The organism is Pseudomonas sp. NPDC089422, assembly GCF_044749405.1.
Classification (GTDB): Bacteria; Pseudomonadota; Gammaproteobacteria; order Pseudomonadales; family Pseudomonadaceae; genus Aquipseudomonas.
On record NZ_JBIVHW010000023.1, the window covers coordinates 1 to 16,211 of the forward strand.

14 protein-coding genes are annotated in these 16,211 nt (G+C 63.3%); 6 read left to right on the forward strand and 8 right to left on the reverse strand.

Features of this window, described 5'->3' with window-relative positions; translation table 11 throughout:
• The first annotated feature begins 343 nt into the window (after positions 1-343).
• From ACIPZ8_RS27385 to ACIPZ8_RS27410, 6 genes are all read left to right on the forward strand, one after another.
• Positions 344-1,987 carry an acetolactate synthase large subunit gene (locus tag ACIPZ8_RS27385; RefSeq protein ID WP_159409168.1) on the forward strand — a complete coding sequence of 548 codons (1,644 nt, stop codon included), beginning with the start codon at positions 344-346 and terminating at the stop codon, positions 1,985-1,987.
• A 126-nt stretch (positions 1,988-2,113) separates the two neighbouring features.
• Complete coding sequence (locus tag ACIPZ8_RS27390; protein ID WP_400730130.1) at positions 2,114-2,668, forward strand: UPF0149 family protein; 555 nt, start codon at positions 2,114-2,116, stop codon at positions 2,666-2,668.
• A gap of 124 nt (positions 2,669-2,792) precedes the next feature.
• A complete protein-coding gene (locus ACIPZ8_RS27395; RefSeq protein WP_400730133.1) occupies positions 2,793-3,416 on the forward strand; it encodes a glutathione S-transferase family protein in 624 nt (207 codons plus the stop codon).
• Between the two features lie 28 nt (positions 3,417-3,444).
• A complete protein-coding gene (locus tag ACIPZ8_RS27400) occupies positions 3,445-5,457 on the forward strand; it encodes a pyridoxamine 5'-phosphate oxidase family protein (protein ID WP_400730136.1) in 2,013 nt (670 codons plus the stop codon).
• Positions 5,458-5,559: 102 nt separating this feature from the next.
• Entirely contained in the window at positions 5,560-6,456 is an 897-nt protein-coding gene (locus ACIPZ8_RS27405; protein WP_400730138.1) for a LysR family transcriptional regulator, read from the forward strand.
• A 195-nt stretch (positions 6,457-6,651) separates the two neighbouring features.
• A complete protein-coding gene (locus ACIPZ8_RS27410) occupies positions 6,652-7,947 on the forward strand; it encodes an MFS transporter (protein ID WP_400730141.1) in 1,296 nt (431 codons plus the stop codon).
• Positions 7,948-7,991: 44 nt separating this feature from the next.
• On the opposite strand, the gene ACIPZ8_RS27415 is transcribed toward ACIPZ8_RS27410, so the two are convergent.
• From ACIPZ8_RS27415 to ACIPZ8_RS27450, 8 genes are all read right to left on the reverse strand, one after another.
• Positions 7,992-8,861, reverse strand: a complete 870-nt coding sequence (locus ACIPZ8_RS27415) for an aldose 1-epimerase (RefSeq protein ID WP_400730144.1) — start codon at positions 8,859-8,861, stop codon at positions 7,992-7,994.
• Positions 8,861-9,781: an EamA family transporter gene (locus tag ACIPZ8_RS27420; RefSeq protein WP_400730147.1), complete on the reverse strand. Its 921-nt coding sequence runs from the start codon at positions 9,779-9,781 to the stop codon at positions 8,861-8,863. The genes ACIPZ8_RS27415 and ACIPZ8_RS27420 overlap by 1 nt, the downstream gene beginning before the upstream one ends.
• Before the next feature lie 57 nt (positions 9,782-9,838).
• Positions 9,839-11,119 carry a TRAP transporter large permease gene (locus ACIPZ8_RS27425; RefSeq protein ID WP_400730150.1) on the reverse strand — a complete coding sequence of 427 codons (1,281 nt, stop codon included), beginning with the start codon at positions 11,117-11,119 and terminating at the stop codon, positions 9,839-9,841.
• The gene (locus tag ACIPZ8_RS27430) at positions 11,120-11,647 is read right to left on the reverse strand and encodes a TRAP transporter small permease (RefSeq protein ID WP_400730153.1); all 528 of its coding nucleotides are present in this window, start codon (positions 11,645-11,647) and stop codon (positions 11,120-11,122) included.
• A gap of 68 nt (positions 11,648-11,715) precedes the next feature.
• A complete protein-coding gene (locus ACIPZ8_RS27435) occupies positions 11,716-12,687 on the reverse strand; it encodes a TRAP transporter substrate-binding protein (protein ID WP_400730155.1) in 972 nt (323 codons plus the stop codon).
• A 74-nt stretch (positions 12,688-12,761) separates the two neighbouring features.
• Positions 12,762-13,637 carry an SMP-30/gluconolactonase/LRE family protein gene (locus ACIPZ8_RS27440; protein WP_400730158.1) on the reverse strand — a complete coding sequence of 292 codons (876 nt, stop codon included), beginning with the start codon at positions 13,635-13,637 and terminating at the stop codon, positions 12,762-12,764.
• A 25-nt stretch (positions 13,638-13,662) separates the two neighbouring features.
• Entirely contained in the window at positions 13,663-14,469 is an 807-nt protein-coding gene (locus ACIPZ8_RS27445; RefSeq protein ID WP_400730161.1) for an NAD-dependent epimerase/dehydratase family protein, read from the reverse strand.
• Positions 14,470-14,681: 212 nt separating this feature from the next.
• A complete protein-coding gene (locus ACIPZ8_RS27450; RefSeq protein ID WP_400730164.1) occupies positions 14,682-15,926 on the reverse strand; it encodes an OprD family porin in 1,245 nt (414 codons plus the stop codon).
• Between the last annotated feature and the right edge of the window lie 285 nt (positions 15,927-16,211).

The following is a 16,211-nucleotide window of genomic DNA, read 5'->3' on the forward strand; positions in this document are numbered from 1 at the left end:
GTAGTGTGGGGTTTCCCCATGTGAGAGTAGGTCATCGTCAAGATTCATTTCGCAAAACCCCTATCTGCGCATGCAGGTAGGGGTTTTGTCTTTTCAGTCCTCTGGGCCTCCCGCCATGCGGCGCTTTGGCGCTGCTGCCAAATGTCTTTTGTCTGTATCCTCCTATCTGCACCGTTTGTACGGTGCGACAATATTTCTCGCAAATTAACGTGACTTGTTTGCGCTTAAGCTGCGTCAAGACTTAAGTTCGGGGCAATCCTGGCCCCCGAACCGAGCGATGCCAGCGTACCGTGCTGCGCATTTCTGGACTTCCACCGTCCGATCACTTGAGGTTACAAGCAAGATGGCCAAGGCCGCCGATGTCGTTGTGCAATGCCTGGAAAACGAAGGTGTCGAGTATGTGTTCGGCATTCCTGGTGAGGAAAACCTCGACCTGCTGGAATCCCTGCGCAAGTCGAAGATCAAGCTGGTACTGACCCGCCACGAGCAGTCCGCGGGCTTCATGGCCGCCACCTATGGCCGCCTGACCGGCAAGACCGGCGTCAGCCTGTCGACCCTGGGCCCTGGCGCAACCAACCTGGTGACCGCCAGTGCGTACGCCTACCTGGGCGGCATGCCGATGATGATGATCACCGGCCAGAAGCCGATCAAGAAGTCCAAGCAGGGCCGCTTCCAGATCATCGACGTGTGCGGCATGATGGACCCCATCACCAAGTACACCCACCAGTTCGCCTCGGCCGACAATATCCCGGCCCGTATGCGCGAGGCATTCCGCCTGGCTGAAGAAGAAAAGCCGGGCGCCGTGCACCTGGAACTGCCGGAAGACATCGCCGCCGAGCAGACCGACGCCCTGCCGATCCCACGCAGCCTGCACCGTCGCCCGCTGGCCGAGCACGTGGCCATCGAAGCTGCCGTCGAGAAACTGCAGAAGGCCCGCAGCCCGATCCTGGTGATCGGCGCCGGTGCCAACCGCAAGATGACCGCCAAGGTCCTCAAGCAGCTGATCGACAAGACCGGCATCCCGTTCATCACCACCCAGATGGGTAAAGGTGTGGTCGACGAGCGTCACCCGCGCTTCCTGGGTAACGCTGCGCTGTCCTCCGGTGACTTCGTCCACCGTGCCATCGAAGCGGCCGACCTGATCATCAACATCGGCCACGACGTGATCGAGAAACCACCGTTCTTCATGGTCCGTGGTGGCACCGAAGTCATCCACATCAGCTTCCGTTCCGCCGAAGTCGATGCCGTGTACTTCCCGCAGGTGGAAGTGATCGGCGACATCGCCAACGCCGTATGGCAGATCAGCGAAGCGCTGAACGACACCGCGCACTGGGACTTCACCCGCCTGATGGCAATCCGTGAAGCGAACGAAGCGCAGATCGCCGAAGGCGCCGACGACAACCGCTTCCCGGTCTATCCCCAGCGCCTGGTCGCCGACATTCGTCGCGCGCTGCCGTCCGAAGGCATCGTGGCCCTGGACAACGGCATCTACAAGATCTGGTTCGCCCGTAACTACAAGGCGCACAAGCCGAACACCGTGCTGCTCGACAACGCCCTGGCGACCATGGGCGCCGGCCTGCCATCGGCAATGGCTTCGCACCTGGTCTACCCGGATCGCCCGGTCATCTCGGTGTGCGGCGACGGCGGCTTCATGATGAACAGCCAGGAGCTGGAAACCGCCGTTCGTCTGGGCATGCACATCACCGTGGTGATCCTGCGTGACGACGGCTACGGCATGATCCGCTGGAAGCAGGCCAACATGGGCTTCACCGATTTCGGCCTGGACTACGGCAACCCGGACTTCGTCAAATACGCCGAAGCCTACGGTGCCAATGGCCACCGCGTGGAAAGCGCCGAAGCCTTCCTGCCGCTGCTCGAGCACTGCATCAAGACCCCAGGCGTGCACGTGATCGACTGCCCGGTCGACTACAGCGAGAACGACCGCATCCTCAACAGCGAGCTGCGTGAGCGCGCGCTGGCGGTATAAGGCTTAACTGCCTAATCGCGGGGCAAGTCGGGTCGCCGTACCCGACTTGCCCCGCGAATGCTTTCTGCAGACGCAATCCCCCATGTGCTAGGGTGCACGCAAATCTTCACCCCAGGACACCCGCACATGCTCCCCGCCCTCAGCGAAAAAGAACTCGCCCGCCTCGAAGACCTGCTGATCACCTACGGCAACGACTATTCGGTGCTCAACCTGGCCGAGCTCAACGGCTTTTTCACCGCCCTGGCCAGCTCCCCGGTCGATGTGCTGCCAGAGCAATGGCTGCCCACCGTCGCGGGCGGCAAGGTACCGAAGTTCAAGAAACCCGCCTATGAGGAGGCCTACACCGCCTTGATGCTGCGCTATGCCTACCAGGTTGCCGAGCAATTGGCGGAGAACCTCGAAGGCTTCGAACCGCTGTTCGAAGAAAGCGAGGCCGAGGAAGGGCCGGCGATCATCATGGAAGAGTGGTGCTTCGGTTACATGCGTGGCACGCAGGTAGCGGCGTGGGGCGAGTTGCCGCCAGAGCAGGATCAGCTGCTCAAGGCGATTTCACTGCATGGGCTTGAAGACAACTTCGAGTTGCTCGATGCCATGAGTTTCGATGAGTTGCAGGCTTGTGTGCCGCACGTGGTCGAGGCTGCGCGGGGCCTGTATCGCTATCAGAAGCAGTCACGGCACTGATCAGCCGATTATTTCGCCAGTCGAAATTATGGTTTGTTCCTTGCACTGATTCTGCTGCCAGCCGAATCAGCGCAGGATGGGCTCCACCTGGCACCACCCCGGTGCCAAACCTGGAGCCCAGCCCATGATCACACTCTACAACTTCCCCAAGTCCGGCCACGCCCACCGTATCGAGCTGATGCTGTCGCTGCTCGGCCTGCCTGCCGAGCTGGTGTTCGTCGACCTCGCCAAAGGCGCGCACAAGCAGCCGGATTTCCTCGCCCTAAATCCGTTCGGCCAGGTGCCGGTGATTGATGACAACGGCACCGTGATCGCCGATTCCAACGCCATTCTTGTCTACCTGGCCAGCACCTACGACAAAGCGGGCAAGTGGCTCCCCCATGACCCGGTGAATGCCGCCCGCGTACAGCGCTGGCTGTCGGTTGCCGCCGGGCCACTGGCCTTTGGCCCTGCAGCCGCTCGCCTGGTGACGGTGTTCGGTGCTTCGTTCAACACCGACGAAGTCATCGGTCGCGCGCACACCTTGCTCAAGGTGATGGACGCCGAGCTGGCCAAGTCGGCGTTCCTCGTCGGCAATGAGCCGACTATCGCCGATGTCGCCAACTACTCGTACATCGCCCACGCCCCCGAGGGCAATGTCTCGCTGGAACCTTACCCCAACGTGCGCGCCTGGCTGGCGCGGATCGAAGCGTTGCCTGGCTTCGTCGCCATGCCACGCACTGCCGTCGGCCTGCAGACCACCGTCTGAACCGCCATCCCATGTGAGGAATGCCGCCATGGCGCAACTCCCCGATCATCGCACCTCACCCTGGCATGCCGGCGAGAAGCGCCTGCAGGAGCATGCAGGAGTGTCGGAGCGCATGGACGTGTTCGGGCAGAAGGTCATTCGTGACCACATGCCCGACCAGCACCGCACGTTCTACCAGCAGTTGCCGTTTATCGTCGCCGGCGCTGTGGATCAGGGCGGCGCGCCGTGGGCGACGCTGCTCGAAGGCCCGGAAGGCTTCGTCAGCTCGCCCGACCCTCGGCAACTGCTGATTGATATCCACCCGGCCAGCGACGATCCGGCAACCCCCGGACTGGCAACTGGCGGGGCCATCGGCCTGCTCGGCATCGAGCTGCACACACGTCGGCGCAACCGCATCAACGGGCTGATCGCACAGGCCGCTGACGGGCGGCTTGACGTGCAGGTGGAGCAGTCGTTCGGCAATTGCCCGCAGTACATCCAGCTGCGCGAATACACGCGCGTCGATGAACCGGCGCAAGGAAGAATCGATGCGCAAGGGCTGGATGCCACGACCGCCCGGATGATCGCGAACGCTGACACGTTGTTCGTCGCCAGTTATATCGATCACCCCGACGGCAGGCGCTCGGTAGACGTCTCGCACCGTGGTGGCCGCCCTGGCTTCGTCAGGGTCGAAGGCAACCGCCTGACCATTCCCGACTATGCCGGCAACCTGCATTTCAACACCCTTGGCAACCTGCTGGAGAACCCGGTGGCCGGGCTGTTGTTCGTCGATTTCAGCAGCGGCGACGTCCTGCAGGTGAGCGGGCGCACCGAGGTGATGCTCGACAGCCCGCTGATCACGGCGTTCGAGGGCGCCGAGCGGCTGTGGACGCTGGACATCGAGCAGGTGGTACTGCGCCGTGCGGCGGTGAGTTTGCGCTGGGCCTTTCAGGAATACGCGCCAACCAGCCTGATGACCGGCACCTGGGCCGAGGCGGAGCAGCGGCTGCAGCAGCGTGAGCGGCAGCGCCAATGGCTGGCCTGGCGGGTGGCGCGCGTGGAGCAGGAGAGTCGCGATATCCGCTCGTTCTATTTCGCTGCGGACGAGCCGGTGACGTTCTTGTCCGGCCAACACATACCCGTGCGCATCCCGCTGGGTAGCGATGCACCGCTGATTCGCACCTACAGCCTGTCCTGCGCGCCGTCCGATGGCTACCTGCGGATCAGCGTCAAGGCGCAGGGCCCGGCGTCGCGCTATCTGCATGAGCGTGTCAAGGCAGGGGACATGCTGGAGGTGCGTCTGCCCATGGGCAGCTTCACCCTCAATAGCGCCAGCGACCGGCCTGTCGTGCTGATCGGTGCGGGCGTGGGCATCACACCGCTGATCGCCATGCTGCGCGAGTTGTTGGCGAACGGGCAGGGGCGTCGCATTCATCTGTTCCAGGGGGCCCGCAGCCTCGGTGATCTGCCGTTTCAGCAGGAACTGGCCGAATTGCGTCAGCAAGCCGGTACAGCGTTGAGCGTGCATCGTTCGTTGAGCCAGCCAGAGGCCGAAGCCGTGCATGGGCGTGACTACGAGCACAGCGGGCGCTTGAGTATCGAGCAGATAAAGGCAACGCTGGCGCTGGATGATTACGACTTCTACCTGTGCGGTCCGGCCAGCTTCACCCAGGACCTGTATGAGGGACTGCTTGGCGTGCATGTGCCGGATGCCCGCATTCATGCCGAAACCTTCGGGCCATCGACCCTTCGGCGCCATGGCGACGACAACCGGCCCACGCTGCAGCAGCCACCGGCTGCCAGCGAGCCGGTGCCGGTGTACTTTGCCAGCTCTGCCAAGGAGGCGCGTTGGGCACCCGGTTCTGGCACCTTGCTGGAGCTGGCCGAGGCGCGTGGATTGTCGCCAGACTTCAGCTGTCGGGGGGGCTCGTGCGGAACCTGCAAGACCAAGGTGGTGAGTGGGCAGGTGCATTACCCGAATCCGCCCGCCGAGATGCCGGAGGATGGCACTGCGCTGATCTGTTGTGCCGTGCCAGCGCAGGCACTGGTGCTTGAACTTTGAGGTTGTCTTTTCCGGCCTCTTCACGGGCAAGCCCGCGAAGAGGCCGACACAGGTTACGCAAATAGCTGATAATTCCCGCACCCCCGATGCCCAGGAGCGCGCATGGACCAGATCCACCTGATGAAGGTGTTCGTCGCCGTCGGCGAGCTGGAAAGCTTCGCCGCTGCCGCCCGCCGCCTGGACATTTCGCCCGCCGCCGTCACCCGTGCCGTCAGCGCCCTCGAAGAGCAGATCGGGGTCAAGCTGCTCCTGCGCACCACCCGCAGTGTGCGCCTGACCGAGGCGGGCAGCCGCTACCTGGAAGACACCCGGCATATCCTTGCCAGCATCCATGAAGCCAACGAAGCCGCAGCCGGCATCAACGCCACGCCCAAAGGTGAACTGGCGATCACCGCGCCGATCCTGTTCGGCAAGAAGTTCGTCATGCCTTGTATCGTGCGTTACCTGCAGCAATACCCCGAGGTCGATGTGTCGGCGTACTTCCTCGACCGCGTGGTGAACATGGTCGAGGAGGGCATGGACGTGGCCGTGCGTATCGGGCCGTTACCTGACTCCGGCCTCAAGGCGCTGCGCGTGGGCCGGGTGCGGCGGATGCTGTGTGCATCGCCCGGCTACCTTGCGCGCATGGGCGAGCCGCAGCACCCATCGGACTTGCCGGACCATGCGGTGATCGCAACCACCAACCTCTCGCCACGTGCCGGCTGGCGCTTCGGCCTGGCCGACGAGCCGACCCTGGTGCGCATGAAACCGCGGCTGACGGTCACCAGCAACGACGGTGCGATCGCAGCCGCAGTGGGCGGGTTGGGCATCGCCCGGTTGCTGTCGTATCAGGTGGTCGATGAACTGGCCAGCGGGCAGTTGCAGGTCATTCTCGCCGAGTACGAAGAGGCGCCCTGGCCGATCCATGTCTTGCACCGCGAGAGCAAGTACGGCTCAGCCAAGGTGCGATCATTCATCGACATGCTGGCGCAGGACCTGCGAGCCCAGCAACTGGATTGATCTCTGAGGTCGTACAACGTAGCTGGGTTTTCTTCACTTTCAATGGACGGCTCCCGTTTTTCTGAGCATGAATAATTGTTGTTGTACGATGACCTATGACGTGGCACTCTTCACCTGAAACAATTTGTCTCATTTCGCCCTGCCGGCGCATGGGGCAGATCACCCGTCACTCTAAAAACAAGATTCAGGTGAACAATGAAGATCAAAGGCATCCGTTGGTGGATGGTCAGCCTTGTCACGGCCGGGCTCGTCGTCAATTACCTCGCCCGCAACACCCTCTCGGTGGCAGCCCCCACGCTGATGACCGACCTCTCCATCACCACCGAGCAATACGCCAAGATCGTCGCGACCTGGCAGATGTGCTATGCGCTCATGCAGCCGATCGCCGGTTGGCTCATCGATTTCATCGGCACCAAACTGGGCTTTGCCGTGTTCGCCCTGGCCTGGTCGCTGGCCTGTGCGGGCGCCGCCCTGGCCAGCGGTTGGCAGAGCATGGCGTTGCTGCGCGGGTTGCTGGGCATGACCGAAGCTGCCGGCTTGCCGGCCGGGGTCAAGGCCACCACTGAATGGTTCCCGGCCAAGGAACGCTCGGTCGCCATCGGCTGGTTCAACATCGGTTCGTCGCTCGGGGCATTGCTGGCGCCACCGCTGGTGGTCTGGGCGATCCTGCACAGTGGCTGGCAGCTGGCGTTCGTCATCGTCGGTGTGTCGGGTGTACTGTGGACCTTGCTGTGGATGCTGCTGTACAAGCATCCGCGCGATCAGAAGCGCCTGAGCGATGATGAGCGTGACTACATCCTGTCCGGCCAGGAAGCCCACTTCAAAGCCGAGCAGCGCGAGAAGGGCGCCTGGAAGCGCATCTTCAAAACCCGCAACTTCTACGCCATCGCCTCGGCACGCATTCTCTCCGAGCCTGCCTGGCAAACCTTCAATGCCTGGATTCCGCTGTACCTGATGACCGAACGGCACATGAACATCAAGGAAGTGGCGATGTTCGCCTGGTTGCCGTTCCTCGCTGCCGACATCGGCTGCGTGCTTGGTGGTTACCTGAGCCCGATGTTCCATCGTTACTTCAAGGTGTCGCTGTTCACCTCGCGCAAGCTGGTGCTGGTGTTCGGCGCCAGCTGCATGATCGGTCCGGCCTGCATCGGCCTGGTCGAGAGCCCGTACACGGCGATCCTGCTGCTGTGCATTGGCGGCTTTGCCCACCAGACCTTGTCGGGGGCGCTGTACTCGATCACCTCGGATTCCTTCAGCAAGGACCAGGTGGCGACGGCGACCGGCATGGGCGGGATGTGTGGTTACCTGGGCGCGGCGCTGTTCACCCTGGTGTTCGGCATCCTGGTCACGCAGATCGGTTACAGCCCGCTGTTCGTGGTGCTGGCGGCGTTCGATATCGTGGCGGCGGTGCTGGTATGGAAGGTCGCACGCGAGGTGACCGGGGCTGCTTCGCAAAGGCCGTTGGCAGCGTCGACCGAGGCATTGGCGTAAGGCTGGAAATCCTGGGGCTGCAAAGCAGCCCCACTATCTGGCAGTCACAATGCCTGGTATTGCATCCTGAATCCCAGGCTGGTCGATTCGCCCTCCTGCAACAATCTCAACCCTGGCCGCCCTGGCAAGTGATGCGCATTGATCGGGTGGCTCACCGGTTCAAAGCAGAAGAACGGCTGCTCTTGCGGGCAGAACAACAGAAAATGCTCGGCCCCGCTGGCGCTGCACACCAGTCGATAGCCCGCGCCCGGTTGCTCGATCACGCAGTTGCCGGGCCATTCGCTGAAGGTATGGTCGACCACCGTTGTCGGCAGCGTCCGCGCAGTGGCGAAATTCCAGTCTTCAGGTATCGCAGTTTGCCGAGAAGGCAAGCCTCCATCATCCGCCAACCACACGCTGCGCGCCTCTGCGCGTAGCCTTGTTTCGGGGTAGCGCGGGAAGTAGGGATGCAGCCCCAGCCCATACCAGGTGGCCGCCGAATCCAGATGCGTCACTTGCAGGTCGATGTTCAGGCAGCCCTCGTGCAGGTGCACAGCAAGCGTTGCCCGGTAGGCGAATGGCACTGTGCTGTCGAGGCTCAGGCGGGCGTGGTGCGCGCTGTGCTGCTCCACCTGCCAGGGCTGCTGCCAGGCGCTGCCGTGAATCGGGTAGGGGTCGTGCCCGGTGTTCGGTGCCAGGGCCAGCCAGCCATCAGGGCGCTGGAAGCCGCCCCCGGCGATGCGGTTGGACCACGGTGCCAGCGGGTAGCAGCCCAGGCGCCGCGGGCTGCCGCTGGCCAGGGCGGCTTCGTCGGCAGGGCGCAGCAGCGCCTGGCCAGTGCCGCTGGCCTGCCAGTTGACCAGGCTGCCCCCCAGGTCCGGGGCGATGCTCAGGCGGGTAAGGCGGTCTTGCAGGTGCAGCAGGGGGATGCTCATCAAGGCCTCCGGTAGGTCAACAGAACGATGCCGGCTACCACCACGGCACCGCCAAGCAATTGCATGCCACTGAGTTGCTGGCCGAGCAACGCCCAGCCCAGCAGCAGCGTGGCGATAGGTTCTACGTTCATTACCGGTGCGTTCTGCGCCATGTTCAGCTTGGGTACGCAGACGAACAGCAAGGTGAAGGCCACGCCATACAACACCACCAGGCTGGCCAGTGCCATCCAGCCGTTGGCGCTGCCCGGCAACGACAAGCCGGCTGGCATCACGCCGCTGATGCCGGCGACCAGCATGCTGGTGAACACGATCAGCAAGGTCAGCAGGCTGCGCACCGGGCCGCGTACGGCGGCCAGCTTGTGGTCGGTGATCCACAGGGCACAGGCGAACGCGCAGGCGGCGCAGAATGCCAGGCCCACTCCCAAGGACCCGCGCGGGTTGGCGTCGCCACCGTCGGCCAGCCGTGCCGGTACATCCAGCGCCAGCACCAGGCCACACAGGATCAGCCCCATGAACGACAGCGTGCGCCCACTCGGGCGTGTACCCCCCAGTGCCCAGGTCAGCAGCGCCAGGAGCATGGGGAAGGTGTTGCCCACCAGCAGCGCCAGGGCTACCGGAATACGTGCCACTGCCGAATACAGGCACAGGCTCTGGGTCGCGATCAGCAGGCCCAGCAGCAGCTGCCAGCGTCGAGTGCCAGCGGGCAGGCCCAGCGGCTGGCGTTGCCACAGCACCAGGGTGGCCAGCACCAGGAACGTGATGCCCGAGCGGCAGAGAATGGCCAGTAGCACGCCGGTGTCGTTGTCGAAGGCAATGCGTGCGGCGATGTGGTTGCCGGCGAACGAGCAGGCCAGCAGGGCCAGCAGGGCGATGGCCAGTTTGCGGGGGAAGAGGGTTGCAGCAGAAGAGGCGACAGCCATGTGCAGGATCCGTTTGCAGGGAGAACCTGGGGCTGCAAAGCAGCCCCAATACCAGAACTACAGCACCACGCTCGGTAGCCACAGCGAGATGGCCGGTATGTAGGTCACCGCCATCAGCACCAGGAACAGCGCCAGGTAGAACGGCAGCAGTGCCTTCACCGTGGCCTCGATGCTGACCTTGCCAATCGCCGAGCCCACGAACAGCACCGCACCCACCGGCGGCGTGATCAACCCGATCCCCAGGTTGACCAGCATGATCATGCCGAAGTGCACCGGGTCCACGCCGATACCGCTGATCACCGGCAGCAGGATCGGTGTGAGGATCAGGATCAGCGGCGCCATGTCCATCACCGTGCCCAGCAGCAGGAGCATGAAGTTGATGCACATCAGGATCACATAGCGGTTGTCCGACAGGGTCAGGAACGCCGTGGTGATCTTCGATGGGATCTGCATCAGGGTCATCACGTAGCCGAAGCTGGCGGCGAAGCCGATCAGGATCATCACGATCGAGATGGTCCGTACCGTGCGATGCATCAGCTTGGGCAGGTCGCGCCACTTGTAGTCGCGGTAGATGAACATGGTCACGAAGAACGACCACACCACGGCCACCGCAGCCGATTCGGTAGCCGTGAACACGCCGGAAAGAATGCCGCCAAGGATGATCACCATGGCCATCAGGCCCCACAGTGCTTCACCGGCAATCTTCAGCGCCTGGCGCAGCGGGATCACCTCGCCCTTGGGGTAGTCGCGCTTCTTCGCGAAGATCAGGCACAGGCCCATCATCACCGCGCTCAGCAGCAGCCCAGGCATCACCCCGGCCATGAACAACGAAGCGATCGACACCGTGCCGCCAGCCGCCAGCGAGTACAGCACCGAGTTGTGGCTGGGCGGGGTCAGCAGCGCCTGCACCGAGCCACTGACGGTCACTGCGGTGGAGAATTCACGCGGGTAGCCCTTGCGCTCCATTTCCGGAATCAGCACTGAGCCGACCGACGCGGTATCGGCCACCGACGAGCCCGAGATCGCGCCAAAGAAGGTCGAGGCCATGATGTTGACCAGCGACAGCCCGCCGCGCACGAAGCCCACCAGCACCCCGGCGAACGCCACCAGGCGCCGCGACATGCCGCCCTCGGCCATGATCGCGCCGGCCAGTACGAAGAACGGAATGGCCAGTAGCGAGAACTTGTTAACCCCACTGGCCACCTGGATCATCATGGCCTGCAGCGGGATGTCGATGTACCAGGCACCGATCAGCGCCGACAGGCCCAGGGCATAGGCCACCGGCATGCCCAGCAGGATCAGCGCAATGAAACTGCCCAACAGAATGATCGCATCCATTTACGCCGCCCCCTCGTTTTCGTCCACCAGGTCGAACCGCACCACCTTGCGCTGGCTCTGGTCGCCCAGCAGGAGTTTTTCCAGCACGAAGATCAGCGTCAGCACGCCGCCAACCGGGATCGGGGCATAGCTCATGCCCACCCGCACGCTGGGCAGCGAGGCCATGTACTGGTTCCAGGTGGTGACGCACAGCTTGAAGCCGTACCAGGTCATGAACACGCAGACACCCAGCATCAACAGTTGCGTGAACACCGCCACCAGCCGGCGCAGCGGTTGCGGCAGGCGGTCGGTGACCATCGCCACGGCCATGTGCGCGCCGGCGCGGTAGCTGGCGGCGGCGCCGATGAAGGTGAACAGCACCATCAGCAGGATCGCTACCGGCTCCGGCCAGCTGGCGCCAGTGCCGAGCACGTAGCGGGCAAAGATGCCCCAGGGGATGATCAGCGACATGGTCAGGATCGACAGCCCGGCGACCCAGATGCAGGCGCGGTACAGGGTGTCGTTGACGCTCAGGAAAAGCATTTTCATAGGCATCACCAAAGCGGCAGGGCGACGGGCGTCGCACTGCCGAGGTCATCTTGGGAGGAGGGCCGGGATTACTGGACCGCGTCGATACGCTTCATCAGGTCGGCATACTGCGCACCGTACTTCTCGCGCACCGGGGCGGTGGCGTCGTAGAACGGCTTGGTGTCGACGGCGATGAACTCGACGCCGGCGGCCTTGAGCTTTTCTTCACTGGCGGCGGACTTGGCATCCCACAGTGCGCGCTCTTCCATCTGCGCTTCGCGCGCGACTTTCTTCACCAGCGCCTGCTGCTCGGGGCTGAGCTTGTTCCAGGTGGTCTTGGACATCACCACCGGCTCCGGCAGGATCAGGTGGTTGGTCAGGGTGAAGTACTTGGCGCTCTGGTAGTGGTTGTGTTCGAGCAGGGTCGGCGGGTTGTTCTCGGCGCCGTCGATCACCCCGGTCTGCAGGGCGCTGAAGATCTCGCCGGTATCCATGGCGATGCCGTTGCCGCCCATGGCATTCATCATGTCGATGAACAGCGGGTTGCCCTGCACGCGAATCTTCATGCCCTTGAGGTCTTCAAGGCTGCGCACCGGTTTCTTGGTGTAGAGGCTACGCGAACCGCCGTCCATCCACGCCAGCGCCACCAGGTTGAATTCGGAGTTGGTGATCTTGTCGAGGATCTCCTGGCCGATCTCGCCGTCGATGATCTTGCGCATGTGCTCATGGTCACGGAACACGAACGGCATGTTGAACACGTTCACGTCCGGCACCACCGGGCCGACGATGCCGAGACTGACGCGGGTCATCTGCACCGCACCGATCTGTGCCTGCTCGATCACTTCCTTCTCCGAGCCGAGCACGCCGCCAGGGAACATCTTGAAAGTGATTTCGCCATTGCTGGCCTGTTCGAGCTTCTTGCCCATGTTCTGTTCGGCGACCACGGTCGGGTAGCCGGCCGGGTGGATTTCGGCGAACTTGATGTCGAGTGCCGAGGCGGGCATCGACAGGCTGAAGGCGAACGGGAGTACGGCAAGAAGCAGCTTGCGTTTGAAGGTCATGGTGAAACTCCGTGTTTTTTATTATCTGGTTTCGCGCGTGAGTGTTGGGTGCTGCGATGTTGCATGAGCCGTGTTCAGCCGCGCCAGGCAGGTTCCTCCAGGCCTTGGACGCCGGGGCACAGGGCGAACACGCCACCGGCCAAGGGCTGATCGCTGAGGTCGCTGCCGGCAGGGCGGATCGAAGTGACGAACAGGGTGTCGAGGTTGGCGCCGCCGAAGGCGCACATCGCCGGTTTCTTCACCGGCACGCTGAGCGAACGGTCGAGGCGCCCGTCGGGCGTGAAACGGTGAATCTGCCCGGCGTCGTTGCCGCAGATCCAGTAGCAGCCGTCTGCATCGATGGCGGCGCCGTCGGGGCGGCCGGGGAAGGCGCGCATGTCGACGAACAGCCGCTGGTTGTGCGGGGTGCCGCTGTCGATGTCGTAATCGAAGGTCCAGATCTTCTGCACGTTGGGGTGCGAGTCGGACAGGTACATGCGCGTGCCGTCCGGGCTGAAGGCCAGGCCGTTGGGCACGATCATGTCCTTGAGCTGCTGGTGCAGCCGGCCCTCGCCGTCGACCCGGTACAGCGCGCCGACGTGGGCGCCTTGCTGCATGTCCATGAACATGCTGCCGGCCCAGAAACGGCCCTGGCGGTCGCAGCGGCCATCGTTGAAGCGCATGCCTGGTTGCGGGTGTTCGACCGCGGCGAACAGGTGGCTGTCGAGGCTGCCATCGCCCCGGGCCTGCAGCTGGAAGATGCCGCTTTCCATGCCCGCGACCCAGCCACGTTCGGTGCGGGCGATGCAGGCGAGCATCTCGTCACCCTGCCAGGTCTGATGGGCGCCGTCCTGCCAGCGGTGCAGCTGGCGGGCCGGGATGTCGACCCAGTACAGGGCCTGTTCGCTGGGGTGCCACACCGGGCTTTCACCGGTGCCGTTGCGGGCGTCGACGATCAGTTCGCAGTGCATGTTGGAGCCTCCTGGCAGGGCGGTGTCAGCTGAATGGGCCGGCAGCGACGAAGGCGCCACCCTGGTAGACCATGCTCGGGTCGTCGGCGGCAGGTGCGGGTTTGGCCTCTACCGCAGCGCGGAACACTTCCGAGCTGTCCTTGGGTTGGTAGCCCAGGTGCGCGGCATGGCGGTTGTCCCACCAGACGGTGCGGTTGTCGGAAGCGCCGTAGACCACGGTGTGGCCGACATCGGCGGTGAACAGGCCGCGCTCGATCAGCTGGGTGAGGTCGTCGTAGCTCAGCCAGGTGCTGAGCATGCGTGGGTTCTGTGGCTCGTCGAACGACGAGCCGATACGGATGCTGACGGTCTCGATGCCGTAGCGGTCGAAGTAGAAGCTGGCGACATCCTCGCCATAGCACTTGGACAGGCCATAGTAGCTGTCGGGCCGGCGCAGGGCATGGGCGTCGATTGGCTGGTCCTGGCGGTAGAAGCCGATCACATGGTTGGAGCTGGCGAAGATGATGCGCTTGACCCCGTGCTTGCGCGCGGCTTCGTAGATGTGGAATACGCCGCAGATATTGGGGCCGAGGATGTCCTCGAAGGCATGTTCGGTGGACACGCCACCGAAGTGGACGATGGCGTCGACGCCTTCGACCAAGGCATGCACCGCAGCCTTGTCGGCCAGGTCACAGCGGATGACTTCTTCATGGGGGCCGGTGGCGGGGGCCATCGGCGCGATGTCGGAAAGGCGCAGGACTTCGGCGCAGCCGTTGAGGCGTTGGCGAAGCACCTTGCCCAGGCCGCCTGCGGCTCCGGTGAGCAGCAGGCGCTTGAAGGGGGTGGTGGTCATGGCGGCTCTACTTGTGATTGTTGTAAGTTGTCGTATGACTTTGCTGATTATCGGCAGCGGTTTCCGGGGTTGTCAATGTTGCTTGTGCGACTCTCTCGGGCCTCTTCGCGGCTAAAGCCGCTCCTACAGGTACAGAGCGTTGCCCTCAGTGCCGCGCGGTCCTTGTAGGAGCGGCTTTAGCCGCGAACACGGGCGAAGCCGGTGCCATACGATCACAGCAACGAAAGCGGGTAGTTGAAGATCACCCGGTTCTCATCGAACTCGTTGTTGCTGTAGTCCCGGCGAATGGTCGAGTTGCGCCATTTCACGCTCAAATCCTTGAACGGCCCGCTCTGGATCACATAGGCCAGTTCCGACTCGCGCACCCACTCCTTGCCATCGGTCACCGCCCCGGTGTGCACATCGCGGCCACTGATATAGCGGTTCATCAAGGTCAGCCCCGGCACACCGAGCGTCACGAAGTTGAAGTCATGGCGCACCTGCCATGAGCGCTCGTTGGCATTGTCGAAGCTGGAGTTGTAGCTGTCGTTGGCCAGGGTTCCGCCGCTGGTGCCGTTGACCCGCATCCAGGTATCGCCATCGACTTTCTGCAGCCCGACCCAGAAGGTGTTGCCGCCGTACCTGGCCGAGAACATGCCCGAGTAGGTCTTGTTGTCGAGCTTGCCGGCCCGCTCCGAGCCATCTTCGCCACCGTTGAAGTAGCCGAGGTTGGCGCCGAGGGTCCAGCTGCCAACTGGCTGGCTGTGGCTCAATTGCAGGTACTGCTGCTCGTAGACATCCTTGAGCACCGCGTTCCACAGCCCGACCAGGGTGCGGTCCTGGTTGAACTTGTATTCGCCGCCGACAAAATTGAAGCGGTCCGACACGCCGCCGCCGTAGCTCATGTCTTCCATGCTCGCGTCGTTGCGCGGGCTGTTGCCGCGGAACTGGCCGCCATACAAGGTCAGCCCGGCAATTTCGTTGGAGGTCACCTGGCCACCGCGGAAGGTCTGCGGCAGCGAGCGGCCATCGTCCGAACGCAGGATCGGCAGCACCGGCATCCACTCGCCGATCTTCAGCTCGGTCTTGGAGATACGAGCCTTGCCCGCCACCGCCAGGCGGCCGTAGTCATCCGCTGGTTTGCCATCGTCATGGCGTGGCAGGAGTGCCGTGCCATAGGTGCCGCCGCCGCCATCGAGCTTCACCGACCACAGCCCCAGCACATCCACGCCGAACCCCACCGGCCCCTCGGTGAAGCCGGAACGGGCATCGAGAATGAAGCTCTGGGTCCACTCTTCGGCCTTGCTCTGCGGGTTGCTGGGGTTGGTGAAGTTGCGGTTGATGTAGAAGTTGCGCAGGCCCAGCACGGCCTTGCTGTCTTCGACGAAGCCCTGGGCGAGGCTGATGCCCGGCATGCCGCCGAGCAAGCTGGCACCCAGCAGCGCAAAGGGGAGGGTTGTCTGGCAGATTTTCGACATGGGATGGGTCCGCTGATGTTGTTTTTGTTATGTGTTGTCGTACAACTGTGGCGTTTTTTATCAAGCGAAAAATCAGCTGTCAACGCTTTGGGACGCAATAAATTCGCACCGTCAAGTGAATAATCATCAGGGAAGGCTCTAGTTCAAGGACTAGGATGAATTCAAAGTCATACTATGACGCCGGGGCAGATGGGGGTGGGGCACTCAAACCTATCCGGGTCACCGCCTGAAGCCCTGGCACGATCCACTGTGGGAGCGGCCTTGCGCCGCGAAAGGGGCGCGACG

What these genes read in the sequence shown, in the direction of transcription:
- ACIPZ8_RS27385 (WP_159409168.1), top strand. Translation starts at nt 344, where the DNA reads ATGGCCAAGGCCGCCGATGTCGTTGTGCAATGCCTGGAAAACGAAGGT.
- ACIPZ8_RS27390 (WP_400730130.1), top strand. Translation starts at nt 2,114, where the DNA reads ATGCTCCCCGCCCTCAGCGAAAAAGAACTCGCCCGCCTCGAAGACCTG.
- ACIPZ8_RS27395 (WP_400730133.1), top strand. Translation starts at nt 2,793, where the DNA reads ATGATCACACTCTACAACTTCCCCAAGTCCGGCCACGCCCACCGTATC.
- ACIPZ8_RS27400 (WP_400730136.1), top strand. Translation starts at nt 3,445, where the DNA reads ATGGCGCAACTCCCCGATCATCGCACCTCACCCTGGCATGCCGGCGAG.
- ACIPZ8_RS27405 (WP_400730138.1), top strand. Translation starts at nt 5,560, where the DNA reads ATGGACCAGATCCACCTGATGAAGGTGTTCGTCGCCGTCGGCGAGCTG.
- ACIPZ8_RS27410 (WP_400730141.1), top strand. Translation starts at nt 6,652, where the DNA reads ATGAAGATCAAAGGCATCCGTTGGTGGATGGTCAGCCTTGTCACGGCC.
- ACIPZ8_RS27415 (WP_400730144.1), bottom strand. Translation starts at nt 8,861, where the DNA reads ATGAGCATCCCCCTGCTGCACCTGCAAGACCGCCTTACCCGCCTGAGC.
- ACIPZ8_RS27420 (WP_400730147.1), bottom strand. Translation starts at nt 9,781, where the DNA reads ATGGCTGTCGCCTCTTCTGCTGCAACCCTCTTCCCCCGCAAACTGGCC.
- ACIPZ8_RS27425 (WP_400730150.1), bottom strand. Translation starts at nt 11,119, where the DNA reads ATGGATGCGATCATTCTGTTGGGCAGTTTCATTGCGCTGATCCTGCTG.
- ACIPZ8_RS27430 (WP_400730153.1), bottom strand. Translation starts at nt 11,647, where the DNA reads ATGAAAATGCTTTTCCTGAGCGTCAACGACACCCTGTACCGCGCCTGC.
- ACIPZ8_RS27435 (WP_400730155.1), bottom strand. Translation starts at nt 12,687, where the DNA reads ATGACCTTCAAACGCAAGCTGCTTCTTGCCGTACTCCCGTTCGCCTTC.
- ACIPZ8_RS27440 (WP_400730158.1), bottom strand. Translation starts at nt 13,637, where the DNA reads ATGCACTGCGAACTGATCGTCGACGCCCGCAACGGCACCGGTGAAAGC.
- ACIPZ8_RS27445 (WP_400730161.1), bottom strand. Translation starts at nt 14,469, where the DNA reads ATGACCACCACCCCCTTCAAGCGCCTGCTGCTCACCGGAGCCGCAGGC.
- ACIPZ8_RS27450 (WP_400730164.1), bottom strand. Translation starts at nt 15,926, where the DNA reads ATGTCGAAAATCTGCCAGACAACCCTCCCCTTTGCGCTGCTGGGTGCC.